The organism is Flavobacterium sp. FG139 (assembly GCF_057809695.1).
The window spans coordinates 1-25,936 of the sequence record NZ_JBMDKL010000002.1 but is presented as its reverse complement, the minus strand read 5'-3'; the positions used below and the strand labels follow the sequence as shown (position 1 = coordinate 25,936).

Genomic DNA, 25,936 nt, shown 5'->3' with positions numbered 1-25,936 from the left:
AATTTTCATAAAATACTATTTTTTTAAGCTTCATCACTACTACATCATTGGTCTTTTATGTTGATAGGTTTTTTTGATTTAATTAACATTTTAAAAACTTGAAAATCAAATTTTTATAAAAATAAAAATAAAATTTGATGTGGTTTTGTAGTAGATTAAATGTAATCACTATAACGTTGTAATTGGTACATTTGTTTCAATATTAACTTATCCAAACAAAACTTATGAAAAATATCGTTGTAGTTTTATTACTTCTATTTTTTCCAACACTCATTTTTTCCCAATCCATAAGTGGGAAAGTTGTTGATGAAAAAGGTGCGGCTCTCATTGGAGCTAACATTGTTAACACCACCTTAAGCACAAGTTCAGTTACAGACATTGATGGTGCGTTTAAATTAAAAGCCAATCCTGGTGATGACCTAAAGGTATCAATGATAGGATTTGCAACTAAGATTGTAAAAGCGAGTTCAACAATGAACATCGTGTTAACCGAAGAGTCCAATACACTTACCGAAGTAGTGGTTATTGGTTACGGAACTAGAAAAAAAATAGATAATACCACATCTATTACTTCTTTAAATGCAGATGATGTTACTAAAACCAAAGTTCTAAACGCATCACAAGCTATTCAAGGTAAAGCGGCTGGAGTTCAGGTGGTTTCGTCTGATTCACCAGGAAGCACTCCAACAGTTGTTATCAGAGGTTTAGGTACAGCGTTAGGAGGAAGAAGCCCTTTATTTGTTGTTGATGGTATGCCAACCGAAAACATAAATAACATCAATGCAAATGATATTACCTCTTATGAAATTTTAAAAGATGCTTCTTCTTTAGCAATCTATGGTAATAGAGCGGCTAATGGTGTAATTATTATTACAACCAAAAAAGGAAAAGGAAACAAATTGAATGTAGAATATGAATCGTTTATGGGGTTCAGATCTCCATTAAGTGTGGTGAAAATGGCAGGTAGTAACAAGTATTCTTATTATACTAATGCTGCTTTATCTTCAACTACTTTTTCTCAAGATCAACCTATTAACACAGATTGGTTTAAAGAAATTACCAGAACAGGGAATTATTCTCAAAACAATATCTCAATTTCTGGAGCTTCAGAAAGTGTAAAATACTTCTTTAGTTTAGGATATTATGATGAAAAAGCGGTATTAAAAGGATTGGATTACAGTCGTTTGACTTTTAGAAATAACAATGAATATACAATATCAAAAAAATTAAAAATAAATCAAAATTTTAGTTTAGGATATACTCATTCAACTCCAAAACCATTCTCTGCTTTTACAAATGCTTACAAACAATCTCCAATTGTGCCAGTTTATTTTCCAAGCGGACAATACGGAGTTTCTTTTGTAGGGGATAATGGATTTGCTTCTCCTACAGGTTCTTCTTTTAACAATGTTGGAAATCCAGTTGCTCAATTGAACTTTTTTGACGAACAACAAAAAAGTATTTTGATGCAAGGTGGTTTGAAATTGGATTATGAAATTGTAAAAGGTTTGAAATTTACTTCGCAATTTAACGGTGAATATTATTCATGGAAAAACTATAACTTCGAAGATACCAAAGCTATTTGGTTGGCAGCCGACCCAACACGTGTAGAAGCAAATTATCCAGCAACATCCAATCAGAATTTGTTGACTAAAGGAAAAGTAGATTATTTCAATTGGAATTTATCAAACTATTTTACTTACAATAAAGTTTTTAATAATATTCACGATGTAGAATTGATGGCGGGTATAGAAGCTTCAACGATTGGAAGTAGAGATAATACTGCCTTTTCGCTAAAAAATGTGAATTCTAATTCAAATTATTGGTCGTTAAGTGGAGTTGATTATGCCTCTAATGTAACTAGTTTAACTAACTCGCTTTCTAACGAAAGAAGATTGAATTCATATTTTGGTAGATTTCAATACAAATTAATGAATAAATACTTGTTAACTGGTACCATCAGAAGAGATGGCTCTTCGCAATTTGCTAAAGATTATCGCTGGGGAACATTCCCATCGTTTGGTATTGGATGGATTATTTCAAAAGAAGATTTCATGGCTAATGTTAAAGGAATCAACTTATTGAAATTGAGAGGAGGCTGGGGTAAATTAGGAAATCAAAATGTTCCTTTAAACAGACAATCTTTTACTTCTGGATTGAATACTTATTTAGGTGGCTCTATCTTATATACGGGAACAACAGTCAATTCACAAGTTGATCCAAGTTTATCTTGGGAGGTAACTCAAGAGACTTCTGCTGGCTTAGATTTCGAATTGTTGAATAGAAAGCTTAAAGGGACATTTGATGTGTATAACAAAAACACCAATAACTTAATCCTAGATACTAGACCTTATATCACTTCTGGAGTTAGTAATAGTTCTCCTGCACATGTGGGCGAGGTTTCTAACAAAGGTTACGAGATTGCTTTGCGTTGGGATGATAAAATCACTGATAAACTAAGCTATTTTATTGGTGGAAATTTCTCAACAAATAAAAATAGATTAGAGAGTTTGAAAAACGGAACCTTAGCTCCATTGCAAGGTGGTGGTTTAGGTAATGGTCAATACACAAAATTGTTAGACAATAGTTCAATTGGTCAACCTTTAGGAAGTTTTTACTTGTATGAATATGCTGGTGTAGATAGCGCAACAGGCGCTATGTTGTATTACAAAGCTGATGGTACAACTGCTACTCAGGGTTCTTTAGTAGAAGCAGATAGAAAATATGTTGGTTCTATTTTACCAAACTCAACTTATGGAATTTCATTGGGAGTTAATTATCAAAATTTTGATTTATCGGTTGATACTTACGGAACTATTGGAAGTAAAGTTTATAACGGAAAAAAAGCGCAACGTTTTTCAGGTGAAAATATTGAAGATGGTGTTGCTACCAATTTCTGGACCTTAAACAACACTAGTTCTACAAATCCAGGAGCATTTAATCAAGTTCCAGTTGCTTCAACTTATTATCTTGAATCTGGTGATTTCTTGAGGGTTAATAACATTACTTTAGGGTATAAAATACCAGTAAAAAATAGTGTTATAACAGCTGCTAGGATTTACTTTAACGCAATTAACCCGTTTATTGTTAAAAAATTCTCTGGATTTACACCTGAATTAAATGGTGACGGAAATCCATATGGAAGCCAAGGTGTTGAATTAGACGCCTATCCATCATTAAAATCATTTGTATTTGGTGTTAACTTAAAATTTTAAAATTATGAAAAAGATATTAATATCAGTGACTGTTTTGTCGGTTTACTTTTTTTCAGGTTGTTCCAATGATTTTTTGGATGTAAATCAAACTGAAAATATTTCTACGGCAGATTTAGCCCTATTCAATAATGATGAAGGAGCAAAGAGTTTTGTAACTTCAGTATACAACAAGTTTTTAGATTGGAATATGACTTCCTTTTCTTGGAATGGTATGTCTAGTATTGCCTCAGACGACGCCGATAAAGGTTCTTCACCTGGTGATACAGGAACTGATAAAGACTTGATGGATGCCTTAACTTACAATGCTTCCAGTTTGTCTGTAGGTGAAGTCTTTGAAGCGAATTACGATGGAATAAATCGTTGTAATCAAGCCTTGTATTACATTCCGCAATTAGATCAGGCAGATGCTAATTTGAAAGCAAGATTAATAGGTGAAGCCAAATTTTTAAGAGCTTTTATGTATTTTACTTTGGTTAAATGTTATGGTGGGGTTCCAATTGTAGATCATATTCCAAATCCCTCTTCAGAAGAAGATAGAGTAATGCAATTAACTCGTAAATCTAAAGCAGAAGTATACGCTTTTATTGAACAAGATTTGAATGATGCAATTGCAGCTTTACCAAACAAAGCGGCTTATCCTTCTTCAGAAAAAGGAAGAGCTTCTCAAGGTGCTGCCTATGCTTTATTAGCTAAAGTTTCATTATACCAACAAAAATGGCAACAAGTTATAGATAATTGTAATTTAGTTTCAGGGTATTCACTTTCTCCAAACTATGCTACTATGTTCCAATTAGCAGGTGAAAACGATAATGAATCAATTTTTGAAATTCAAGGTGTTGGTTCTACTCCTGCAAAAGGAGTTCAAGGATATTCAGTTTCTCAAGGTGCTCGTGGCGCTGGAGGATGGGGTTGGGGCTTCAATACACCTACTTTGAGTTTAGTTAATGCCTACGAGCCAGGTGATGTAAGAAAAGATGCAACCATCATTTTTGCAGGAACCACTTTATACGATGGAAGAGTGGTTCCAACAACGGTTGAAAATCCAAGATACAATTACAAATGTTATTCTTCCGCTTATACTGATGCTTGGGAGACCGACACTAATATTAAATATTTAAGATATGCAGAAGTATTGTTAATGAAAGCTGAGGCTCTTAATGAATTAGGACAAACATCTGCGGCAATTCCATTATTGAATCAAGTAAGAAATAGAGCTGGTTTAGGTGGTACAACTGCTTTATCACAATCGGATGTTAGAGTTGCTATTTGGAAAGAACGCAGAGTAGAATTAGCTTTTGAGCATGATAGATTCTTTGATTTAGTAAGAACTGGTCAGGCACAAGCAGCTTTGGCGGCAGATGGTAAAACATTTGTGGTTGGTAAACATGAAGTTTTCCCATTACCTCAAAAATTCATCAATCAAGCTAACGGATTATCAAATCAAAATCCTGGATATTAATTCTTAAAAAACTTAAATATGAAAAATAGTAATAAATTTATTTTCTTATTTGCTTCTGTAATAGCTTCACAGTTTTTTGTGAGTTGTACCAAAGATAGCATTGATAAAGAAAACAGTCCAATTCCTTATGAGTCTATTGGTGGCTATGAAAATTCAGATGAAATCGCTCCGGACAACTTATTGGTAAAATGTAGTTTTGAAAACACTATTGATGATTCTAAAAGCGGAATTACCAATGGTGTAGGCACCAATGTAACGTATGCAGCTGGAGTTAAAGGAAATGCATATCAAGGCTCTGCAAGTTCTTTTATTGCCTATAACAATGTAGCTAATTCTTTAGTTTCTTTAAAAAGTATTACGGTTTCTACCTGGATTAAAACCAATCCTCATACTGGTGGAGCACAATCTTTATTTATGTTGCCAAAAACTACCGATTTTTGGGGTAATATTTTTAGTTTAATTGAAGGAACTGGTCCAGCTAATACCATGTTGTTGAAAAATCACCTTCAAAAAGATGTTACACCAAGTATTCCTTGGTCTGGTCAATGGATTGTACATGATGGTTCAAACCTTTTAAACGGGATGTTTGGCACATGGAAACATTTAGTTTGGACTTACAATGCAACAACTTCAACTTATAGTATTTATGTTGATGGCCAGAAAATTGCTATACCAGATTCATTAGCAAAACGATATACTAACGATCCTGCTTCAGGAGGTGTAGGATATGGTGATTTAGCAAATTCGGATGTTTCTAAATTTATTATCGGTGGATACCAACAACATTTAGGTGCTCCTTGGAGTGCTCCTGATGGATGGATGTTAAATTACACTGGATTGATGGATGAATTTAGAATGTATAATACAGCTCTTTCAGATAATGATGTACGTTCATTGTATTTGCTAGAGAAAGATAATAGGTAGGTTTTATTTTGTTTATACACACCCGATTTGTTGGTACTTCGGGTGTGTATTTTTTTATAAATTAATTTTAATTACATGATAATGAAGGGTCTTATTTATTTATTCTTTTTTTCAAGTCTGCTAAACTCTTGCTCTTCATCTTCAAATACAGATGGTTCAGGAGGAACTCCTTTACCGACTAATCCAACAACTCCAATAACACCTTTAACGGATGCTGAAGCGTTAGACATGGTTCAAAAAGATGCGCTAAAATATTTTTGGGATTATGCTGAAACTAATTCAAAGTTGGCTAGAGAACGTTATCATACCGATAATCCAAGTTTTGAATCCAATATTGTTACCACTGGCGGTTCTGGATTTGGTTTGATGAGTATTGTTGTAGGTGTAGAACGAGGTTTTGTTCCAAGAGGAGAAGCAGTTTCTAGACTTACTACAGCGTTAACTTTTTTACAAAATGCTGATCGATTTCACGGAGCATGGTCGCATTGGATTGATGGAAATACAGGTCATGTAATTCCGTTTGGCACTATGGACAATGGTGGTGATATAGTGGAAACTTCATTTTTATGTCAAGGTTTATTAACCGTAAGAGAGTATTTTAAAAATGGAAATGCCACCGAACAAGCCTTAGCAACTCAAGCCGATAATTTGTGGAAAGGTGTAGAGTTTGATTGGTATACTAAAGGAGAAAATGCAATGTATTGGCATTGGTCTCCTAATTATGGTTGGCAAATGAATTTCAAATTAGAAGGGTACAACGAATGTTTAATTGCTTACGTTTTAGGAATGTCTTCGCCAACACATTCTATTCCTCCGGCCGCTTATCATGAAGCATGGGCGAGAAACGGAAGTATAGTAAATGGGAGTTCACAATACGGTATTCCTGTAATTTTTAATTATAATGGGGCTACTGGTAATGTTGGTCCTCTATTTTGGTCGCACTATTCTTACCTTGGTTTAGATCCAAGAGGGCTTTCCGACCAGTATGCAAATTACTGGTCATTAACGCAAAATCATTCTAAAATCATCAATCAATATTGTATTGCAAATCCGCATCAATTTGCAGGGTACTCTGAAAAATGTTGGGGATTAACAGCTAGTTATTCTAGAAATACGGATGGTACAACGGGTTATTCGGCTCACCAACCTAATAACGATTTGGGTGTCATTTCACCAACCGCTGCGTTATCATCATTTCCTTATACACCAACAGAGTCGATGAAATTTCTTCATTATTTATACGATGAAAAACGAAGCACTTATGTTGGAATTGCGGGACCTTATGATGCATTTTCGCCACAATACAATTGGGTTACACCTCGCTATTTAGCTATAGATCAAGGAACAATTGCACCTATGGTTGAAAATTATAGAACAGGGCTTATATGGAATTTATTCATGCAAGCTCCAGAAGTAAAAACAGGATTACAAGCTTTAGGCTTTTCGTCAACACAACATGGATTTTAAAAAGATATCATGAAAAAGATAGTTTTAATCATTCCTTTTATACTCTTTTTGTCATCAAATTCTTATGCTCAAGAGGTAAAAGCCAATTTTGCAAAAGAAATTAAAGTGAAATTTGAAATGCAATATGTCTTGCAATTACCAACCAATCAGAAAGAAAAATTTCCATTAATTGTATTTCTTCATGGTTCAGGCGAAAGAGGAACTGATTTGGAGATTGTAAAAAATCACAGTCCGTTTACCTATCAAAGTCTAATTAATCAACCGGTTGCGATTCTAGCACCACAATGTCTTGAGAACGTGTGGTGGGATACTAATACCGTTTATCAATTAATTTTAGATATTTCGTCTAAATACAATGTCGATAAAACTAGAATTTACCTAACAGGGTTGAGCATGGGCGGTTGGGGAACTTGGAAATTAGCTGAAGAACATCCTGAACTTTTTGCTGCAGTTGCACCTGTGTGCGGACCAGTAGATCGCCTTTTTCAATTTGAAATAGAAAAACTAAAAAACATGCCCATTCATATTTATCATGGTGCATTAGATGATGTAGTCGACCCAAATCAATCCATAGAAATATACCAAAAACTAATTAAAATAAATCCTACAGCACAATTAACCATTTTTTCAAACGACAATCACAACAGTTGGGATTCAACCTATTCCAATCCTGAGTTTTACAAATGGCTATTGGCACAGCACAAATAAACTAAATATCATAAAATGAAATTCAATAAAGCCCTATATATAGTTGCATTTTCAAGTAGCTTAATTGTCTCTGCACAAAAGAAAAGCACAAAAACGGTTACTTCTAAAGAAAAATTTGTTACCGAGTTAATGGCAAAAATGACGTTAGATGAGAAACTAGGTCAGTTAAACTTACCTGGTTCCGATGATTTTACAACCGGTCAAGCCAAAAGTTCTAACATCGCACAAAAAATACGTGAAGGTAAAGTAGGTGGTTTATTCAACATTAAATCGCTCCAAAAAATTAAAGATGTTCAAAAAATAGCCGTAGAAAATAGCCGATTGAAAATTCCTTTGATTTTTGGAATGGACGTAATTCACGGATACGAAACTACGTTTCCAATTCCATTAGGATTATCATGTACTTGGGATATGAATTTAATTGAGAAAAGTGCTCAAGTTGCTGCCAAAGAAGCTAGTGCCGACGGAATCAACTGGACGTTTTCTCCGATGGTCGACATTTGTAAAGATGCTCGTTGGGGAAGAATTGCCGAAGGTTCTGGGGAAGACGCTTATCTAGGTAGTCAAATAGCCAAAGCTATGGTGAAAGGCTATCAAGGCGATGGAACGTACAAAAATGACAACATTATGTCGTGTGTTAAACATTTCGCCTTATATGGCGCACCTGAAGCTGGCCGTGATTACAATACAGTAGATATGAGCAAAATCAGAATGTATAATGAATATTTTCCACCCTATAAAGCTGCAGTAGATGCTGGGGCTGGTTCGGTAATGGTTTCTTTTAACGAAATTGACGGAATTCCAGCAACCGGAAACAAATGGTTGTTAACTGATGTACTTCGTAAGCAATGGGGTTTCAAAGGTTTTGTAGTGACCGATTTTACAGGTATCAATGAAATGATAGAACACGGTATGGGGGATTTGCAAAATTGTTCGCAATTGGCATTGAACGCTGGTGTTGAAATGGATATGGTGGGAGAGGGTTTCTTAACAACACTTAAAAAATCATTAGCAGAAGGTAAAGTCACTCAAAGAGAGATTGACAACGCATGCCGATTGATTTTAAATGCCAAATACGATTTAGGATTGTTTGATAATCCCTATAAATACTTGGATGAAAACCGTCAAAAAGTTGATATATTCAATAAAGAAAATAGAGCAATTGCCCGAAATATAGCTTCTCAATCTTTGGTTTTGTTAAAAAATGAAAATCAAATGTTGCCTTTGAAAAAGTCAGGTACTATAGCAGTAATCGGACCTTTAGCAGATGCAAAAGAAAATATGGCAGGGACGTGGAGTGTCGCAACCAAACAAGAAAATTCAATTTCACTTTTAGCTGGAATTCAAGAAGTTGCTGGAACTAATACTAAAGTGCTGTATGCTAAAGGTTCTAATCTAGATTACGATGCTACTTTTGAAGAAAATGCTACTATGTTTGGTAAAACATTGCACCGGGACAACAGAACTAAAGAAGAATTAATTGCAGAAGCCTTAAAAATTGCCAATCAATCAGACGTGATTGTAGCGGCACTTGGAGAATCTTCAGAAATGAGTGGCGAATGTACGAGCAGAACCAATCTCGACATTCCGCAAGCACAAAAAGATTTGCTAAACGAATTATTGAAAACCGGAAAACCAGTTGTTTTAGTCTTGTTTGATGGACGTCCGTTAGTGATTGTTGATGAAAATAAAACGGTTCCAGCTATACTAAATGTGTGGTTTGCAGGTTCAGAAGCCGGTCTCGCTATAGCCGACGTGTTGTTTGGCGATGTAAATCCTTCGGGTAAATTGACAACAACATTCCCAAGAAGTGTAGGGCAAATTCCAATTTTCTACAGTCATAAAAATACCGGAAGACCTTTATCTAACAAAGAAGGAAAGTTTGAAAAATTCCGTTCTAATTATATTGACGAACGCAACGAACCTTTGTTTCCATTCGGATTCGGATTGAGTTATACCACATTTACTTATGGAAAAGTAACTGCTTCATCAGATAAATTAACGGCAAACGGCACATTAAAAGTTGCTGTTGAGGTTACCAATACAGGGAAGTTTGATGGAAAAGAAGTGGTTCAATTATATACAAGAGATTTAGTTGGTTCAGTTACACGTCCTGTTAAAGAATTAAAGGGATTCCAAAAAATTGAATTAAAAAAAGGAGAAACCAAAACGGTAATTTTTACAATTGGGGTAGAAGATTTAAAATTCTACAATTCTGATTTAAAGTTTGTTGCTGAACCAGGTAGATTTCAAGCGTTTATCGGAGCTAATTCGGATACCGATAATAAAATAGAATTTGAGTTAGTTAAATAAATTGGTTATGCATCTTGAGAAGCCCTTTAGTGATTTTGCTAAAGGGTTTTTTCTAAAAAACTGATTTAGATATTTTATCTTTATCAAAAATTTAAAAAAATGAAGAAAATCATGTCTCTTGCATTTCTATTGGTCTTATCAATAGTTCATGCTCAAAGTGTTCAATCTCCATCCAAGAATATAACTATAACCTTTAAAGTTACTAGTGATGGAATTCCAACGTATGCAGTAAGTTATAAAAACAAACCTATTGTAAACGAAAGTAGCTTGGGAATAGAGTTAAAAGATGCACCCAGTCTAGCTAGTAATTTCCGAATAGATAGTATTGGTCAGAGAAAAGTTAATGAAACTTGGCAACCAGTTTTGGGCGAACAGTCCAATATCAAAAATAATTATAACGAAATGACTGTCGCTCTTTCGCAAACGTCAACCAACAGAAAGATCAATCTTGTTTTCAGGGTTTTTGACGAAGGTGTAGCATTTCGCTTTGATTTTCCTAAGCAAGACAAACTCAATTATTTTATTATTTCGGATGAAAAATCGCAGTTTAACTTAACAGGAGATCACAAAACATTTTGGCTTCCTGGAGATTACGACAGTCAAGAATATCCTTATACTGAAACTAAATTATCTGAAATCAACAATTCTAAAATAGACCGAAATAACGGTATAGCTTTAAAATCCATTCAAGATAATTTTCGTGTACAATCGCCTTTAATGATGAAATCGGCAGACGGCATTTACATTAATATCTTCGAAGCTGCAGTAGTAAATTATCCAGTGATGCATTTGAATGTTAAGCCAAGTGAGTTCAAATTGACGTCTAATTTAGTTCCGAATGCAATTGGTGATAAAGCCTATTTGCAAACCCCATGTGTTTCGCCATGGAGAACCATCATGATTAGTGATGATGCTCGAGATATTGTGGGCTCCAAAATGATTTTAAATCTAAATGAACCTTGTAAAATTAAAGACGTTTCGTATATCAAACCGATGAAATACGTTGGAATTTGGTGGGAAATGCATGTAGGAAAATCAACTTGGGATTATGCGGGTAGTCAGAATGCTCAAAATGCTGCTGGGAATTTAATCCCGACTGGCAAACACGGGGCTACAACAGAAAACACTAAAAGATACATCGATTTTGCTGCCAAAAATGGTTTTGATGGCGTTTTAGTGGAAGGTTGGAATGTAGGTTGGGAAGATTGGTTTGGAAATTGGAAAGAAAATGTATTCGATTTTACAACGCCTTATCCCGATTTTGATTTGAAACAAGTGAATGACTATGCCAAATCAAAAGGCATAAAAATGATTATGCACAATGAAACTTCAGGTTCTGTAGCCAATTTTGAAAGACATTTAGACCGTTCGTTTGAATTGATGAAAGAATATGGTTATCCTGCTGTTAAAACAGGTTATGTGGGCAGAATTATCCCACGTGGTGAGTTTCATGACGGACAAGCAATGGTCAATCATTTTAATTATGTAGCGCAACGTGCTGCCGATTATAACTTGATGGTAAATTCACACGAAAGTTCACGACCAACAGGTTACGGAAGAACGTATCCAAATTATATCGCTGCGGAAGCTGCACGTGGTAATGAGTTTAACGCTTGGAGTGTTGGAAACCCACCAATGCACGAAACGATATTGCCATTCACTAGATTGTTAGGTGGTCCTATGGATTACACGCCTGGTATTTTTGAAATAAAAATGAGCTATTACGACAAATCCAAAACGGAACAAGTTCATACTACTTTAGCCAAACAATTGGCTTTGTACTTAACTATGTATTCGCCGTTGCAAATGGCCGCCGATTTACCTGAAAATTATGAGAAATACCCAGATGCTTTTCAGTTTATTAAAGATGTTGCAGTAGATTGGCAGGAATCGAAGTATTTAGAAGCTGAACCAGGTGATTATTTAACGGTTGCTCGTAAAGAGAAAAACGGAGAACGTTGGTTTTTGGGAGCAATCACGGATGAAAATGCTAGAACTACCGAAATCAAATTGGATTTCTTATCGCCAAACAAAAAATACAAAGCCATTATTTATCAAGATGGTAAAACGGCCGATTGGAAAAATAATCCAATCAATTATGACATAAAAACAATGGAAGTGACTTCTAAATCTAAAATCAAATTGGTTTTAGCCAATGGAGGAGGAACGGCCATTAGTTTTCAACCAATTTAAGCGTATAAATATAATTTAGTTTGGAGCATTTTACTAGACTCACAGATGATTTAACCATCATTTTGTGAGTTGGTAAAATGTGAACTTGAATGTAGCTATTTAAAATAACACGTTCCTATCATGAAAAAATATTTTTCTATCTTTTCGTTGTTGTTGATTTTTTCAATTGAAGGTAATGCCCAACAAAAAACTTATTGCAATCCCATCAATATTGATTATGGATATTGCCCAATTCCAAATTTTGTAACCCAAGGAAAACACCGTGCTACAGCCGATCCAGTAATTGTAAATTTTAAAGGAAAATACTTTCTCTTTTCAACCAATCAATGGGGTTATTGGTGGAGCGATGATATGAGCAATTGGAATTTTGTTTCCAGAAAGTTTCTAAAACCTGATGCTGATGTTTATGACGAATTGTGTGCGCCAGCCGTATTTGTTATGAAAGATGAAATGTATGTCATTGGTTCTACGCACGGACCAAATTTTGCGTTGTGGAAAAGTAAAAACCCCACTAAAGATGAATGGGAAATTGCCATAGATAATTTTAAAGTAGGCGCTTGGGATCCTGGTTTTTTGTATGACGAAGAAAAAAATAAGTTGTTTTTGTATTGGGGTTCGAGTAATGAATTTCCAATTATGGGAACCGAAATTGACTTAAAAACCATGCAATCGGATGGTAATGTAAAACCTTTAATTTCCTTACATCCCGAAGATCATGGTTGGGAACGCTTTGGCGAATACAACGACAATACTTTTTTGCAACCTTTTATGGAAGGTGCTTGGATGACCAAACACAACGGAAAATATTATTTGCAATATGGCGCGCCAGCCACCGAATTTAGTGGGTATGCTGATGGCGTTTTTGTAAGTAACGAACCTTTAGATGGTTTTGGATATCAAAAACACAATCCGTTTTCCTATAAACCCGGTGGATTTGCGAGAGGTGCTGGTCATGGTGCCACATTTACAGATAATTTTAATAATTATTGGCATGTTTCTACAATAGCGATTGGTGTGAAAAATAATTTTGAACGTCGTATCGGAATTTGGCCTGCAGGTTTTGATAAAGAAGACATACTGTATTGCAACACAGCTTATGGTGATTACCCTACCTTGTTGCCTCAAAAAGATGCCAATCATTTAGAAAGTTTATTTTCGGGTTGGATGTTACTGAATTACAACAAACCGGTTCAAGTTTCTTCTACTTTAGGAGGTTATCAGGCTAATTTAGGTGTTGATGAAGATATTAAAACATATTGGTCGGCCAAAACTGGAGCAACTGGTGAATGGTTTCAAACCGATTTAGGAGAGATTTCAACTATCAATGCTATTCAAATTAATTATGCCGATCAAGAGGCCGAATTTATGGGAAAAACATTCGATAAATTTCATCAATATAAGATTTGGGCTTCTAATGATGGAAAAAAATGGACACTTTTGATTGATAAAAGTAAGAACAAAAAAGATGTTCCACATGATTATATCGAGTTAACGACAGCAGCAAAAGCAAGGTTTTTAAAAATTGAAAATGTTAAAATGCCTTCAGGTAAATTTGCTTTAAGTGGATTCAGAGTGTTTGGAAAAGGAGCTGGAGCACAACCAAAAGCGGTTGAAAATTTTATTCCGTTGAGAGCTGATCCAAACAAATTCGGAGAACGCAGAAGTGCTTGGCTTAAATGGTCTCAAAATCAAGATGCTGATGGCTATGTGATTTACTTCGGAAAATCGCCAAACAAGTTGTATGGAAGTATTATGGTGTACGGTAAAAACGAATATTTCTTTACAGGAATGGACCGAACGGATGCTTATTATTTTCAAATTGAAGCATTCAATTCCAATGGAATTAGCGTTCGTAGTGAAATTATAAAAGCCGAATAAGTGCTGTTTATCAACAACCGCAAACGTTGTATTTTTATGAAAATTTCACAAAAACGCTACAAAGAAAACGTTTTCGTTGATAACTATATGGGGTTATTACAACTAGCAAAATGATATAAATGTATATTTAACAAAAATTTAGCCGTGTAATTTTATCACTTTCTCACTATTTAGATGATAAAATAGGATATTGCTAATATCATTTTTAACCAACTTTAAACCAAACTATTTAATTATGAGTTCAGAACAAACTAAATCAAACAATTCAGCTTTGTATACGCTGATTACTGTTTTCTTCTTTTGGGGATTTATTGGCGCCTCAAATGGAGTTTTTATTCCTTTTTGTAAAGCCAAATTTAACCTAGACCAATTTCAAAGTCAGTTAATTGATTTTGCTTTTTACGGCGCTTATTATATTGGAGCCTTGTTACTATTTGTTTTTAGTAGTATGGTAAATCGCGATATTTTAAACGGATGGGGTTTTAAAAAAGGAATTATCAATGGTTTGTTGATCAGTACTTTTGGGGCTGCTTTTATGATTTTTGCAGTAACTCAAGGAAGTTATTTATTGATATTGGCGGCTTTGTTTGTTGTGGCTTTAGGTTTTTCATTGCAACAAACCTCGGCACAACCTTTTGCAGCATCTTTGGGAGAAGTACATACTGCTTCCAACCGATTGAACTTGGCTGGAGGAATCAATTCTTTTGGAACAACCATTGGGCCTTTGGTGGTTTCAGCAGCATTATTTGGGGTTATTGCAGGTGTGAATGAAGATTATATTAAAGAGTTTGCTCAGAAGGCCAATTCATTAGATAAAATGGAAGTTTTATATGTGTTTGTAGGTGGATTATTTTTATTAGCTGCGGCATTATTTTATTTTTCTAAAAAGTTACCTGCTGGAAAAAGTGATGCTACATTTGAGCCAGCAAGCAAAGCAATGAAAACACTGATTGCAATTACAGCCATATTAGTGGTCATTTTTGGCTATATTTTTTCTCGTTATTCGGATGCAGATTTCATCAAACATTTTATTGATAATAAAGAAAAAGACTTTTTGGGATTGGGACTAACAATAACTACTTTATTGGTTATTGTATTTGGATTGTTATTTGCCAATTCTAGAGCACAAAAAAGTCCAGAAGGTTGGGGAGCTATGAAGTATCCGCAATTGGTTTTGGGAATGTTAGGTATCTTTACCTATGTAGGTGTTGAAGTTACTATTCAGAGTAATTTGGGCGAATTATTAAAAACTGATGTGTTTGGTAAGATTACAGGTTCTGCATTAGCACCTTATATTTCGATGTATTGGGGAAGTTTGATGATTGGTCGTTGGGCAGGAGCGATTTCGGTTTTTAATCCATCGAATTCAGTTCGCAAAATATTATTGGTGGTTGTTCCTTATGTTGCATTTGGAGTAGTACTTTTTGTAAATCATATTTCAGGACAAGATGTTGGACCATTGTATGCCTATGCAGCAGTGGTTGCTTTTCAAGTAGCTGGATTTTTCTTAGGACAAGACAAACCGTCCAGAACGTTACTGATTTTTGGTTTGATGGGAATGATTGCCATGACTATTGGTTTGTTTTCAACAGGCACATTAGCCATTTATGCTTTTATGAGTGGAGGTTTGTTTTGTAGTATCATGTGGCCCGCTATTTTCTCGTTAGCCATCACAGGTTTAGGAAAATATACGTCTCAAGGGTCGGCTTTTTTAGTGATGATGATTTTGGGTGGTGGCATTATTCCGCCGTTACAAGGTAAAATCTCGGATATTATCGGAATTCACCAGTCGTATTTTATTCCCGTGATTTGTTTTGCTTACTTAGCGTATTATGGCTTTGTAGTCAAAGGAATTTTGAAGAAACAAAATATAGATGTCGATTCGATTGAAGCTTCTGGCGGACACTAATTGAAGTATATATCCTTAAAAAAAACTCCGAAAGACATGTCTCTTTCGGAGTTTTTTTTAGTGTTTAGCGTTTGCTGTTTAGCCCCGATAGGAGCTAGCTGCCGTGCAGCGCGGATAGCGGGAATACCGATTACAAGAACGCCCGAGCCTTTCGCTTCTACTATTTATTCCATTCTATTTTGCGAGAAAAATACATTACGGCGGCTAGGATCAGGAACAGACCGATTGAACCGACTAAAAGTGCATAATCTTCCAATTGGATGATGACGTAGATGAAGGTGTAGAGTACAGAAAGTGCGATACCGATAAAGGCTGGGAATTTTTTATCCTTTAAAATAGAGATGGAATAGAGCGAAATGAGTACGACAACAGCCGTTCCTGCAATAGCGTAGGCGAAGCTAAAACTACTGTGTTCGGTGATCGAAATGAGTAACGTGTAGAACATGATAAGTGCAATTCCGATCATGACATATTGAAAAATATGGATGCTGATTTTGCTGATGGATTGAATCAGGAAAAAGATGAGAAAGGTAAGTCCGATGACTAAAAAACCGTATTTAGAAGCGCGTTCGTTTTGTTGGTATTCGTCGACTGGCGTTATAAAATCGACGGCAAAGGCGTATTTAGACAAATTGGGAAGTGATTCAAAATTTTCTTGAGCAAATGGTCGGTTGAAGTGCGAAATTTTCCAATTGGCTTCAAACCCTTTATCGGTAATTTGTTTGTCGTTTGGGATGAAATTTCCGTTAAAATTGGGTGATGCCCAGTTGGAAGTCATTTTGGCGTTGGTTGCTTTTCCGATAGGAGCAATGCTAATGCGTTTGCTTCCGTTGTAGGTAATATTGACCTTGAAGTTCGTGTTTTTTATGGCGTTAAAATCGATATAACCTGTTTCTAACGATTCGATGGTATCGTTGGCTTGATTGGTGCGAATGGGTTCAAACGTATAGCTGGTTGCGCCAATTTTGATTTTGACTTCGTCTTTGACACTTTTTAAATTGGTGGTACGAATGACGATAGAAGCTTTAGTCCAAAATATGTTTTCGTTGGGTACGTTTTTTTTGCTGAAATTGGGTTGTGCATACGTACCGTCGAATTGCATTTTGGTGGTAAACACATTCGATTTGTAAATACTTCGTTGTAAGGGCGTTTTGATGTCGGTGCTTGTAGTATTATTGAGTGTTTCTGGAAAAAAATAGGCATGTTCTATTTGTAATGTGATGGGGTCTTTGTAGGGAATTTTTAAGATTGGTCCGTAAAAGTAGACACTTTCGCCCCATTTGGAAGTCGTTTCGGCAACGACTTCTTTCTGACGAAGATTGCGTTCTACAATTAAGTCTTGCACGAAGCTTAATGGGATGAGTAAGAATAACGATAGCATTCCGACCATGATCATTTTGGCAGTTGTTGATTGAAAGAAACTAGGTCTAGTTTCGAATTCTGGATGTTCCATGATGTATTGATTTAAGTGTTAATTTGTTATAAGGTTTCCGCTACGATTCTCACATACACAAAGGCAATAGGAATGTTCGCTAGAAGAATGAGTATTTTGATGATGTAATATTCTTGATGATTCAGTTGTGTAAACAGTAGAAAGGAAAGATAAAGGAGCATGATAAGATTAACTATGAAAGCAATAACTACATAGTATACTCCGATTTCAATGATTGTTTCATTGTGTAATAAGACTTGTAAAATCAGTAAAAGCGTTCCAATGGTAAAAGAACCAACAGCCAATTGTGTAGAGAAGATACCGGTAGCGTTTTGATATTGTTTTTTGGTCATAATTCAGAATATTTATTTAGAAATAGATTTTTTGAACAACAATGAAAAATAAATGAATATTCCAAAATGAACTGAAAAAGCTAATGTTTTCCAGTTTAGCAATTCGATGAAAATCGATTCAGATAATTGAAACGGATTGCTGATTATATCCCAACTATTGAAGCGTAATATTCTTCCAAGATAGATTCCGAAGCCACATAAAAGGCAAATAGTAGGAATTAAAAAGGGTTTTATTTTATTTGGAATATTGGACTCGAATGTACTTTCAAAGTCAATAATGGAGAGGATTCCCAATACAAATCCACCAATAGCAAAGGAAGAAATGATGATTAAATCTAAATAAAAGATAGTTCCAGTAGATCGTACAACATGAACTAAGTCGGTGATGATATAAAACGAATTGGGTAAGAATAAAAGCCAACAAAACTGCAGAATACCAATTTTAAATTTGGAATGTATTTGAATGAAATTGATTTTCAAATAGGATATTATTGCATAAGGAATTAAAGCTAAAAACAGATTCCAAATTAAGAAAAAGAGGTATATAGAATTTGTTATTTTAGCTCTGAAAAGTAATAATGAAAAGCAATATCCAGTGAAAAGTAGCAGTACTTTATTTATTTTTTTATGATTTTCGAAAAGTTTGACGAATAGTTCCATAGTTATTTGATATTAAAAGTGGATTGTATTGTTTTTAGTGGAATTGGTAACATTTTTTGAAAGTCTAAATAATGAAACGCATGTGCTAGTTTGCCTCTTTGATAAGATTTGATAAAACTGTTAAGTTCAAAAGGGTAGAAGAGTAAGCCTGTGGCGATGACAATGAATACAAACGGACTTTTTTTTCCGTTGCCTAACAAATAGAATTGCATGTCTATTTCATCTTTTACGGTTATGCCGACATCAATGAGTACATGATAGGCGTCGTGTTCTTCCAAACTTTCTTGAATGTTGAAATTGTATTTCAGCAAGAAACAACCGTAGTGAAATCCGAGACTGTCTTGTGGGTATTTAAGTAAATCTTGAATGGATACGTTCCAAGCTTTACTGTTTTTGAATAGCATTTGATAGGGAACTTTAATGATTCGGTAGAGTGTTTCGATGAGTAGTTCTTTCATAATAATTATTTTAAAAGTACTTTGTTTTTCAAAGTAAATAGATAAAAAAATAGTTTAACTTTTTGAGATTAATTTTTCAAGCGCATCAATATGATCTTTAAAGGCTTTTTTTCCATCTTGTGTGGCGATATAGCGTGTATTAGGTTTTTTACCAATAAATTGTTTTTCAATTTGAATGTAATTTTCAGCTTCCAATGCTTTGGTATGAGAGGCAAGGTTGCCGTCGGTAACTCCGAGTAGTTCCTTCAGCATATTAAAATCGGCACTTTCATTTACCATCAATACCGACATGATTCCCAAACGAATTCGGTGATCAAAAGCTTTATTGATGTTTTGTATGATGGTTTTCATTTTGCCGTTGTTGTTGGGTACAAATTTACTCTAATTTCTTTCGTATTTAAAATACATAATACTTCCATATAAAATGTGACACACCCCAAAACCTAATGCCCAAAATAAGAGCCCGTAACCAGTGTAATAAGTAGCAAACAATCCAATTACAATTAGCGTTAATCCTAAATACCGTACATCTCTAAAAGTATGCTTACTGGCATTCACACATCCCAATCCGTAGAAAAGTAACGTTATTGGCGCTATGAGACCGTAATATTCTTTTTGCAAAAGGATTAAAGCAAAGATTCCGCCGGTATTCAATGGAATGCCAAAATTGATTAAAAGGCGTTTGGATGAATCGTTCCACAGGCGCTCTCCTTGTTTTTTAGCTTTCGATGAACTTAAAACAAAACCCGTAATTATTGATAGTACAATAACTGCTATGGCAATTAGAAGTAGTTTTATTGTTATTTCTTGTTCGTTTAAAGTTAGAGCGCCTTGTTCTAATCTGCCTCCTAATTTATTATACGAAGGCAGAATGGTATTTGCGATGTAAGCGCCTATCAATGCATAAATTCCAGCCAATATTCCAGATAAACCACTTAAGGATAAAAATTGGGATGATTTAGACATCATTTGCTTGATGTCTTGAATGTCTTTTAAATAATCTTTTGTCTCCATATAAAAGTACTTTGAAATACAAAGTAAATAAATAATATTTGTAAAACCAAATGTTTTTTAATTTATTTTTGAAAGAAATTAATTACCATGAAGAAAGTTGCCTTTTTACTGCTATTACAATCTACAGTATTATTGTCTCAAAACAGTGATGAAACGATGTTGAAGGAGATATACAGAACCGCTTTGACCGAGAGTCATTGTTATTCGTGGTTAGACGATTTATCCAACAAAGTTGGACAACGTTTGTCTGGTTCAAAAGGAGCAGAGCAAGGCGTTTTGTATACCAAACAACAATTAGAAACTTTAGGATTGGATCGTGTTTATTTGCAAGAAGTGATGGTTCCGAAATGGGTTAGAGGTGAAAAAGAAGTAGCTTATCTGCAACTAGGAAAAAAGAAAGTGTCATTCTCAATTTGTGCTTTAGGTTTGTCAGTTGCAACACCGAAGATCGGAATCACTACTGATGTAATTGAAGTAAAAAGCTTAGACGAGTTGAAGGTATTAGGTGATAAAGTAAAAGGCAAAATAGTCTTTTTTAATCGTCCGATGAATCCTGAATTTATTGAGACTTTTAATGCGTATGGCAGTTGTGTAGATCAGCGTTCTTCGGGTGCTAGAGAGGCAGGTAAGTTGGGTGCAGTAGGCGTTATTGTACGTTCTATGAATTTAAGATTGGATGATTTACCACATACGGGTATGACGAATTATGGAGATACTCCCAAAGAAAATCGAATTCCAGCGGCTGCTATTTCTACAAATGGTGCAGAAGCATTGAGTAAATTATTAAAGGAAAATCCGAATGCTAAATTGTATTTCAAACAATCGTGTCAGCAATTTGATGATGTTTTATCGTATAATGTAATTGGTGAAATTAGAGGTTCTGAACATCCAGAACGTATTATGATTGTTGGAGGTCATTTAGATTCGTGGGATTTAGGAGATGGTTCTCAAGACGATGGCGCAGGATGTGTGCAAAGTATGGAAGTATTGGAATTGTTTAAAAAACTCAATTATAAACCTAAAAATACAATTCGTGTTGTTCTATTTATGAATGAAGAAAATGGGGTGAAAGGCGGAACCAAATATGGTGAAGAAGCAACAAAGAATAATGAAAATCACATTTTTGCCTTAGAGAGTGATTCAGGTGGATTTACACCAAGAGGTTTTTCAATTGAATCGGATGATAAAAATTTTGATAAAATTGTAAGTTGGAAAGAGTTATTTGAACCTTATTTGATTCATATATTTCACAAAGGCCATTCTGGTACAGACATCGGACCTTTAAAATCGGAGCAAATCGTTAAAGTTGGGTTACAACCCGATTCACAACGTTATTTCGACTACCATCATGCAGCCAATGACAATTTTGAGGCTGTTAATAAGCGCGAATTAGAATTAGGAGCAGCTACTATGGCTTCATTAATGTATTTGTTTGATAAATACGGTTTACAATAAAGTACTAGATAAATTCTTTTTTTAGGATTAAAATACCTTACTTTTTTATCTAGAAAAAACCTGTAAATTAATTAGTTCAGAAGTATAAAAGAATAGAGTTGAGGTATTTGTTTTAGAATTGAAAAGTAATTTTAGAAAATCAAAAGTTAATTTATAGTAAAGATTATAAATACCATTAGTATCATATTTTAAGATTAAAGAAATTAAAGTTTTAATTCTAATTTCTGTTCTACATAAATCATATAAAATGGATTAAATAAAAAAAGAGACTGAATTTCAGTCTCTTTTTTAGTAATAAAATTATAAGATTATTTATTTTGTCTATTGATATAAATCCAACCTGATTTATTATCAGCGCCACTTCTTTCAATTACAAAATAATAGGTTCCGTCAGGTAACTCATTTCCATTATCAGAAAGACCACCCCATTCATTAATGTAATTGGATTTAGAATAAACTTTCGTTCCGTATCTGTTATAAATGCTTAATTCAGTTACATTAAATCCGGTTAAATCGAAGGTATCATTCAATCCATCACCATTTGGAGAAATTCCTCTTTGAATTGTACAAGTAACATCATTAGCATTGAACGATAGGTTCTCTGAACAAGTTCCACCACTTCCACTCGGTATAGTAACAGTACAAGTATATTGTCCTGCTAAATTTGTTGGGATTTGTAGCGTTGGGCTATTTGAACCAATACTTCCCGATGGACCAGACCATGAATAACTAGCTGTATTTGGATTGTAATTACCAGCAACAACTTCAAGTACATACACACTTCCTTGACAACCACCTTCTATTGTAAATGTTGGAGAAGGAGTTATTGTAATAGTTAATGCTTCTTGATCAGTACAATTTGGTACCGTGCCACTTTCAGCATAAACATATAATGTAGTCGTTGTTGTGATTACTGTGCCAGCTGCGATTTGAGTTCCAGTTCCATTTTGACCTGTAAAATAATTACCAATAGTTAATGATGGTAAGGTATAGTTATTACAAGCATCAACAGGTGTTAGAGGAGTAACATTTGGAGTAGGATTGATGGTAATACTCATTGTTGTTCCTGTAGCACATTGACCACTATTCGGGGTAAATGTATATACTGTTGTTCCAGCAACTGATGTATCAATTGTAGATGGACTCCATGAACCAACAATAGCATTTGTTGAATTACTTGGAAGTGCAGGAGCTGTGTTGCCTTGACAAATAGCAGGTATTTGTACAAAAGTAGCTTGAACTAATGGAGTAATAGTTACATTTAATGTTGTACTTACTGCACATTGCGCACTATTAGGAGTAAATGTATAAGTAACAGTTCCTGCTACACTTGTATCAATAGTGGCTGGACTCCAAGAACCATTGATACTATTTGTAGAAGTACTAGGTAATGTAGGAGGCGTATCATTTTGACAGATATTTGGAATGGCACTAAACGTAGGTACAATTGAAGGTGCATCAATAGTAACACTTAAAGCTCCATTTACAGCACATTGATTTGGATCTGGAGTAAACGTATAGGTTGCTGTTCCAACTACAGAAGTGTCAATTGTAGATGGACTCCATGAACCTGTTATACCTTCACTAGATGTAGTAGGAAGGGCAGGTGCAGTTAAATCTTGACAAATATTTGGAATGGCGCTAAACGTAGGTACAATTGAAGGTGCATCAATTGTAACACTTAAACTTCCATTTACAGCACATTGACCTGAATTTGGAGTAAACGTATAGGTTGCTGTTCCAATTACAGAAGTATCAATTGTTGCAGGACTCCAAGTACCATTAACACCCTCTTGAGAAGTTAAAGGTAATGTTGGTGCAGCTAAACCTTGACAAATATTAGCTATCGGAACAAATGTTGGAGTGATAGGTGTAGTTATCAAAATATCCATAGTTGCAGATGTAGCACATTGTGTTGGATTATCTGGTGTAAACGTATAAGTGGTAGTCCCTAATGTAGTTGTATCAACAGTTGCTGGTGACCAGTTTCCTGTGATACCATTTAAATCGGTATTCGGTAAAACTGGAGCCGTAGCATTTTGACAAACACTTGAAATAGGATTAAAAATAGGATTTTGTATTGGATTTATAGTAATTTGAGCAGTTGAAGAACCACCAACAGCACAAATACTTGGATTGTTTCCAATAGAATAGGTAATAGTATAAGTACCAGGTAAACTTAACAGTAAATCAATAACACCAGTTGCAGGGTCAATTACAGCTCCAGCAGGAGTTGCTGTGAATACACCATTAACTTGATTAGCACCAGACCCAGAACTAAATGTAAATCCTCCAGAGATAATTGGTGATGCAGTTGGTCCCGACATTCCTCCAACACAAACTGGTGTAGGATAAGTAAAGCTGGTATTAGCTACTGAAGATTGAATAATAGTTACTGTAGTGGTAGTATTGAAAGCAGGACAACCTCCAGATGCAGCAATAGAATAGTTCACTGTGTAAACACCAGGAATACTAGCGCTAGGAGCCATATTTCCAGTATTTGGATCTATAGAAAGACCGGCAGGCGTTGCAGAGTAGCTTCCACCTGGTGTTCCTGTAACTGTTACAGTTTGTATAGTATTGATATTGTTACAATAAGTAGCACTTGGATATGCAATTGTAGCATTTGCAGGTGCTGTAATAATGATAGTTCTGGTTGTCGTTATGAAAGGAATGGTATTACAAGTTCCTCCAACAGTAGTTGCTGTACTACTTGTTACAACATAAGCTCCTGGTAAACTTGCAGATAAATCTACGGTTCCAGTTGCTGGATCAATTACTAATCCTGGAGTTGAGGTGTAAGTACCGGCCGATGCTCCTGGAGCAAGAATTGGAGTTGGATCACTTCCATCTTGACAATATGTTGTTAATGGATAATTAAATGTATTGATTGGGAAACAAGCAGTTGTTCCTCCACCAGCATTAGTTTGAGTAAATGTTACAGTTCCAGCCTGATTCGAGAAGTTTGTAATCATAATTACATACACCTCACACAGTTGTGCATTTGGTATACACATAATTTCCTGTGGAGCTGCAGAATAACTACAAGCGTGAAGCGTACCAGGACAACCAGTAGCAGGTGTTGGAATTGGAGTAGCACCAGTTAATGGATTTTGAGGAACACCTGAACATGCTGTATTTAAGTCTGTAAAAGGACCCCAAGCAACATAATCTACATCTCTTGGAACACCATTGTTGTCAACTTGAGAAATCAAATAACTTAATGGACCTGCTTGGTTTACTTGTAAGAAGAAGAAAGCAGGGTTAGGAGAGGTAAATAAACATCCGATTTGCCCTAAACTAGGTACATTCGTTGAGTTAGCATAGGTTACGGTTTGACCTGTACAAAAAGCTGGAGCTTCTGTACATGGTAGTGTTCCTATACAAAGACTAAATGTAGCAAATTGAGGTAATGCTGAAGTTGAATATACTCTTAAATAATAAGTTACACCTGCGGTTAAACCTGCACCTGAATTACAAGCAACCTGTGTTAAACTACCACAGTTCGTTCCTTGGAAAATGGCATAGTTTAAACCTGTATTAGCTGGCACAACATTGTTAAATGATATAATATGAGTAGCAGCCGTTGCCGTAAAGGTATACCAAACATCATCGTTTGCTACTCCTGGAGGGCAGTTTACGTTAGGTAAAGATTGTGTAGCACCAACTAAAGTTCCTGGTGTTGTTTGAACACAATTTAAATTTTGATTTACAATAGCAAATGTTGCATTTGAACATTCATCATTTACTGGCAATGTTCCAAAAGTAGCACCTGCAGACCATGGACCAATATCCGTTGGGGAACAAATTGATCTAACATAAAAAGTATAAGCTGTTCCTGGAGGTAAATTAGTAACTATATATGGGTTTGTAGTTGCAATACCCAATGAAGTTGCTGTTGGTACAGGAGACCCAATTGGTAGTACTAAAATTTCCCATGCAGTTGCAGTTCCAACTTCTGTCCAACTCAATGTAGCAGAGGTTTGTGTAACGTTTGTAGCTGTTAAAAGAACTGGTTTTGGACAAGTTGGAAGTGGCTCACATGTAACGTTTGCAATCCAACCAGGATTGTTCACTGAACCATCACTTCTAAATCTGAAAGTCAAACAACCTCCTGGCAATGATGATGTAAATGGCCCAGGTATTGTTGTGCCCCAATATCCACCTGCTAGTCCACCTGGTACATTTCCTGCACCGTTTGCACTCGCAATTTGCGGAGATGCAATAGAGTTACCGTCAAATACATATAAGGCATCCCAGTTAGTTTCAGTATTAAAATCTGTAAATGTTACTGTTAAAATATCTGTAGCGTTTGTTGGGCATATAGTTACAGTATAATCCGTACTATTAGCATAATTTCCTGTAGCGCCTCCTGGATCTGTGAAAGTTCCTCCACAAACAGGTGGTGCAATTTGTGTTTGTATGTTAACACCAACTGTCCAAGTACTGCTGTCTGTTGGAGAACACACTGCTCTTACATATAAAGTATAACAGGTAT

Annotated in this window: 17 protein-coding genes; 10 read left to right on the top strand and 7 right to left on the bottom strand. The window is 35.2% G+C overall.

Annotation, left to right across the window (positions count from 1 at the left end; translation table 11 throughout):
- Positions 1-224: 224 nt before the first annotated feature.
- The 9 genes from ACODSI_RS01565 to ACODSI_RS01525 all read left to right on the top strand — a co-directional run bounded on the left by ACODSI_RS01565 (position 225) and on the right by ACODSI_RS01525 (position 16,066).
- Entirely contained in the window at positions 225-3,215 is a 2,991-nt protein-coding gene (locus tag ACODSI_RS01565) for a SusC/RagA family TonB-linked outer membrane protein (RefSeq protein WP_488915086.1), read from the top strand.
- Positions 3,216-3,219: 4 nt separating this feature from the next.
- Positions 3,220-4,674: a RagB/SusD family nutrient uptake outer membrane protein gene (locus ACODSI_RS01560; protein ID WP_488915085.1), complete on the top strand. Its 1,455-nt coding sequence runs from the start codon at positions 3,220-3,222 to the stop codon at positions 4,672-4,674.
- Between the two features lie 18 nt (positions 4,675-4,692).
- Positions 4,693-5,598 (top strand): LamG-like jellyroll fold domain-containing protein, encoded by a 906-nt coding sequence (locus tag ACODSI_RS01555; RefSeq protein ID WP_488915084.1) that lies wholly within the window; start codon positions 4,693-4,695, stop codon positions 5,596-5,598.
- Positions 5,599-5,679: 81 nt separating this feature from the next.
- Positions 5,680-7,065, top strand: coding sequence for a glucoamylase family protein (locus ACODSI_RS01550; RefSeq protein WP_488915083.1), 1,386 nt, complete (start codon positions 5,680-5,682; stop codon positions 7,063-7,065).
- A gap of 9 nt (positions 7,066-7,074) precedes the next feature.
- The gene (locus tag ACODSI_RS01545; RefSeq protein WP_488915082.1) at positions 7,075-7,773 is read left to right on the top strand and encodes a carboxylesterase family protein; all 699 of its coding nucleotides are present in this window, start codon (positions 7,075-7,077) and stop codon (positions 7,771-7,773) included.
- 15 nt (positions 7,774-7,788) lie between these two features.
- Positions 7,789-10,086: a beta-glucosidase BglX gene (bglX, locus tag ACODSI_RS01540; RefSeq protein ID WP_488915081.1), complete on the top strand. Its 2,298-nt coding sequence runs from the start codon at positions 7,789-7,791 to the stop codon at positions 10,084-10,086.
- Between the two features lie 99 nt (positions 10,087-10,185).
- The gene (locus ACODSI_RS01535) at positions 10,186-12,279 is read left to right on the top strand and encodes a glycoside hydrolase family 97 protein (protein WP_488915080.1); all 2,094 of its coding nucleotides are present in this window, start codon (positions 10,186-10,188) and stop codon (positions 12,277-12,279) included.
- A gap of 120 nt (positions 12,280-12,399) precedes the next feature.
- On the top strand, positions 12,400-14,157 hold the full coding sequence (locus tag ACODSI_RS01530) for a family 43 glycosylhydrolase (RefSeq protein ID WP_488915079.1): 1,758 nt from the start codon (positions 12,400-12,402) through the stop codon (positions 14,155-14,157).
- 235 nt (positions 14,158-14,392) lie between these two features.
- A complete protein-coding gene (locus ACODSI_RS01525; protein WP_488915078.1) occupies positions 14,393-16,066 on the top strand; it encodes an MFS transporter in 1,674 nt (557 codons plus the stop codon).
- Between the two features lie 160 nt (positions 16,067-16,226).
- Here the strand turns inward: ACODSI_RS01525 and creD are convergent, their stop codons facing one another.
- The 6 genes from creD to ACODSI_RS01495 are packed head-to-tail and all read right to left on the bottom strand — an operon-like array spanning position 16,227 to position 19,983.
- Entirely contained in the window at positions 16,227-17,519 is a 1,293-nt protein-coding gene (gene creD / locus ACODSI_RS01520; RefSeq protein WP_488915077.1) for a cell envelope integrity protein CreD, read from the bottom strand.
- Positions 17,520-17,545: 26 nt separating this feature from the next.
- The gene (locus tag ACODSI_RS01515; protein WP_488915076.1) at positions 17,546-17,851 is read right to left on the bottom strand and encodes a hypothetical protein; all 306 of its coding nucleotides are present in this window, start codon (positions 17,849-17,851) and stop codon (positions 17,546-17,548) included.
- 12 nt (positions 17,852-17,863) lie between these two features.
- On the bottom strand, positions 17,864-18,511 hold the full coding sequence (locus tag ACODSI_RS01510; protein ID WP_488915075.1) for a DUF1361 domain-containing protein: 648 nt from the start codon (positions 18,509-18,511) through the stop codon (positions 17,864-17,866).
- Between the two features lie 2 nt (positions 18,512-18,513).
- Positions 18,514-18,969 carry a hypothetical protein gene (locus ACODSI_RS01505; RefSeq protein ID WP_488915074.1) on the bottom strand — a complete coding sequence of 152 codons (456 nt, stop codon included), beginning with the start codon at positions 18,967-18,969 and terminating at the stop codon, positions 18,514-18,516.
- Positions 18,970-19,023: 54 nt separating this feature from the next.
- The gene (locus tag ACODSI_RS01500) at positions 19,024-19,320 is read right to left on the bottom strand and encodes a winged helix-turn-helix domain-containing protein (RefSeq protein ID WP_488915073.1); all 297 of its coding nucleotides are present in this window, start codon (positions 19,318-19,320) and stop codon (positions 19,024-19,026) included.
- A 30-nt stretch (positions 19,321-19,350) separates the two neighbouring features.
- Complete coding sequence (locus tag ACODSI_RS01495; protein WP_488915072.1) at positions 19,351-19,983, bottom strand: hypothetical protein; 633 nt, start codon at positions 19,981-19,983, stop codon at positions 19,351-19,353.
- Positions 19,984-20,070: 87 nt separating this feature from the next.
- On the opposite strand from ACODSI_RS01495, the gene ACODSI_RS01490 reads away from it, so the two are divergent.
- Complete coding sequence (locus ACODSI_RS01490; protein ID WP_488915071.1) at positions 20,071-21,438, top strand: M28 family peptidase; 1,368 nt, start codon at positions 20,071-20,073, stop codon at positions 21,436-21,438.
- A 308-nt stretch (positions 21,439-21,746) separates the two neighbouring features.
- Here the strand turns inward: ACODSI_RS01490 and ACODSI_RS01485 are convergent.
- The coding region (locus ACODSI_RS01485; RefSeq protein ID WP_488915070.1) for a T9SS type B sorting domain-containing protein at positions 21,747-25,936 on the bottom strand (4,190 nt) is incomplete at its 5' end.